Annotated in this window: 2 protein-coding genes; both read left to right on the top strand. The window is 51.0% G+C overall.

Annotation, left to right across the window (positions count from 1 at the left end; all coding sequences use genetic code 11):
- Positions 1–776, top strand: a 776-nt coding sequence (locus AB7U36_RS21100) for a ComF family protein (RefSeq protein WP_428161593.1), incomplete at its 5' end; no start/stop codon positions are given.
- A gap of 95 nt (positions 777–871) precedes the next feature.
- Complete coding sequence (locus AB7U36_RS21095) at positions 872–3,241, top strand: DEAD/DEAH box helicase (protein WP_428161592.1); 2,370 nt, start codon at positions 872–874, stop codon at positions 3,239–3,241.
- Positions 3,242–3,315 lie beyond the last annotated feature (74 nt).

Raw genomic sequence — 3,315 nt, 5'->3', positions numbered from 1 at the left:
AATTTCGGATGATAAAAAAACTGGTCAAAGCGACCGGGGCAGGGGTTTGTGCACTGGTGTTTCCGGACAAATGCCTGGGATGCGGCAAATATATTAAAAAAAACGCTGATAACCCGTTAAGCAAGTGTTTCTGCCACAGGTGCCTGGGAGAGGTTTTACCGGTATTTGATCACCCTTTTTGCCCTGCCTGCGGCCATTGCTTTGAATCCGGACCTGATCACCTGTGTGAAGCCTGTTTGAAAACACCCATGGTGATGGAGAGCGTCCGGGCTGCATTTATCTATAAGGAGTTAATACAAAAGGCCCTGGGGTTGTTCAAATACCAGTCAAAGCTCAGTCTGGCCCGTCCCTTTGAACGTCACCTGTTCCAGGCGTTTGCCACCCATTTTGACATGAACCGTTTTCATCTGATCCTGCCCATTCCCCTCCATGTCTCAAAGGCTAAAAAGCGCGGATTCAATCAGTCCTATTTGCTTGTCCGGAATTTTCCCAAATTGTACAGGAACCTTTTTGACCGGCCGGCACCATGGCGCATTGACATCGGCGGCCTTATCCGGGTTCGGGCAACGGTCAGCCAGACCGGCCTTGACCACACGGCCCGGAAAAAGAATCTGACCCGGGCCTTTGCCTGTCCTGAGCCTGGCCTTATCAAAGGTAAAAACATCCTTTTGGTGGATGATGTGTTCACCACTGGATCTACCTGCAATGCCGCGGCCCAGACCCTTGTGGATGCAGGGGCTGCCAGTGTATCCGTCCTGGCACTGGCCAGGGCTTAATTGGGGTTTGAGCTGTTTTCAATTGAAGGAAGGTAAAAAAACAATAGGACTGTAATAATTTGAATTTATTTCTATAATGCTTTCAAAGGCTCTATATGATTCGACTCGAAGACCTTAAACCCAATGCCTCATTGCGAGGGCTTTTACCCGATAGCCTGGTAACTGTAGTCAATATTCAATGGTATGGTTCCGAAGCCTTGGAACTGACTTATAAAACACCAAATGGCAGGGTGGCAAATGAACTGGTCTATCGCAGCGATGAACAACGACTTGATCTGGTCGAACAAGGGCGTCCATGGGGTTTCGATGGAGACGGGGCCATGTTCCGGCTTGTTTCAGAGGCGCACCGTATTAATCTTGCCCATCTTTTTGATCCGGTTCTGGCGGTTCATACCTCTCTGGTCGATCCCTTACCCCACCAGATCACTGCTGTTTATGGAGAAATGCTTCCCAGGCAGCCGCTGCGCTTTCTTCTGGCCGATGATCCGGGTGCCGGGAAAACCATCATGGCGGGGCTTCTGATTAAAGAACTGATCGCGCGGGGAGATCTTCAACGCTGCCTGATCGTCTGTCCGGGCAGTCTTGCTGAACAATGGCAGGATGAACTTTACCGTCGATTCTCCCTGCCGTTTGAAATATTGACCAATGATAAGCTTGAAGCCGCCCGCACCGGCAACTGGTTTCTTGAAACGAACCTGGTCATTGCCCGCCTGGATAAGCTTTCGCGCAATGAAGATGTTCAGCAGAAACTAAAGGCCCAGGATTGTCAATGGGATTTGGTCGTCTGTGACGAAGCTCATAAAATGTCAGCAACGGTATTTGGAACAGAGGCAAAATACACCAAGCGCTATCGGCTTGGACAGCTTTTATCAAGCCTTACCCGGCATTTTTTATTAATGACTGCGACTCCGCACAATGGGAAAGAGATTGATTTTCAGTTATTCATGGCATTGATAGATGGGGATCGCTTTGAAGGACGTTTCCGGGATGGTGTTCATTCTGCCGATGTGTCTGATCTCATGCGGCGCATGGTCAAGGAAAATCTTCTCAAATTTGATGGCACACCACTGTTTCCTGAACGTATTGCCTATACGGTTCCCTACCGGCTTTCCGATGAAGACGCCTCTCTCTATAAGGCAGTTACTGAATATGTCCGCGAAGAGTTCAACCGGGTGGAAGCCTTTGAAAACGGCGGCCGGAGAGGAACGGTCGGATTTGCTCTAACCATTCTCCAACGCCGTCTTGCATCTTCTCCCGAGGCCATTCATCAATCGCTTCGGCGCAGAAGGGAAAGGCTTGAAAGCCGTTTGAGGGAATTGGAAGTGCTCCAGCGTGCCGGCAGAACCGGGACCATCCTTTCTGACCTGTTGCCGATTCTGGATGCAGAAGAGGTGGAGGATCTTGAGGATGCACCGGATGATGAGGTCGAAGTTGCAGAAGCAGAAATCCTTGACCAGGCCACAGCCGCACGATCGCTTCAGGAGCTGACGGCCGAGATCCGGACCCTCCGCTATATTGAATCCCTTGCCCTCAACGTCAGAAATAGTGGTGCTGATACCAAATGGCTGCAACTGGCAAGCCTTTTACATGAAATTTTTACGGTCCGGATTACAGAAGATGCAGTGCTTGAAGAGGTCAAACCTTATGGTGCCGGGCCCATTCCACCTCACAAGGCTTGTGTTCATCAGAAACTGGTTATTTTTACCGAACACCGGGACACGCTTAACTATCTGGAAAATAGAATCACGGCTTTGCTGGGAAGAGAATCAGCCGTTGTTGTCATTCATGGTACGATTGGCCGCGAGGAACGCCTGAAAATACAGGAAGCCTTCCGGCATGATCCCAAAGTCCAGGTTCTGCTTGCCACTGATGCTGCAGGCGAGGGCATCAACTTACAACGCGCCCACTTGATGATCAATTATGACCTGCCCTGGAACCCCAACCGGATTGAACAGCGATTCGGCCGGATCCACCGTATCGGCCAGACTGAAGTCTGCCATTTATGGAACCTTGTGGCTGAAGAAACCAGAGAGGGCGATGTCTATCGTAAGCTTCTGGACAAACTGGAGCAGGCCCGCCAATCCCTTGGCGGCCAGGTATTTGATGTCCTGGGCAAACTGCAGTTCGAAGGGAAACCCTTGCGAGATCTGCTGATCCAGGCCATCCGATATGGAGAACAGCCTGAGGTGATGACCTATTTAACCACTGTTCTGGACCATGCCCTGGACCGGGAACAATTGCGCGACCTGCTTGATGAACGGGCCCTGGCCCATGATGCCATGGATGCCGGTAGAATTCGAAGGGTGCGCGAAGACATGGAGAGAGCCGATGCCAGGCGCCTGCAACCCCATTATATTGAATCCTTTTTTAGGGAGGCATTCCAGAAACTTGGCGGAACTGACCGGCAACGGGGAGCGGCTCACAAAGGAAATCACCTATTGGGATCACCGGTCAGAACAGCTTAAACTGCAGGAGCAGGCCGGGAAAGTCAATGCCCGCCTGAATTCAAACGAAGCCCGTAAACGGGCAGATACCCTGC

The organism is Desulfobacter sp. (assembly GCF_050177295.1).
The sequence above is the reverse complement of the archived record's forward strand: the minus strand, read 5'-3'. Positions and strand labels throughout refer to the sequence as shown.

Coding starts and splice junctions, on each gene's coding strand:
- AB7U36_RS21095 (WP_428161592.1), top strand. CDS start 872: ATGATTCGACTCGAAGACCTTAAACCCAATGCCTCATTGCGAGGGCTT.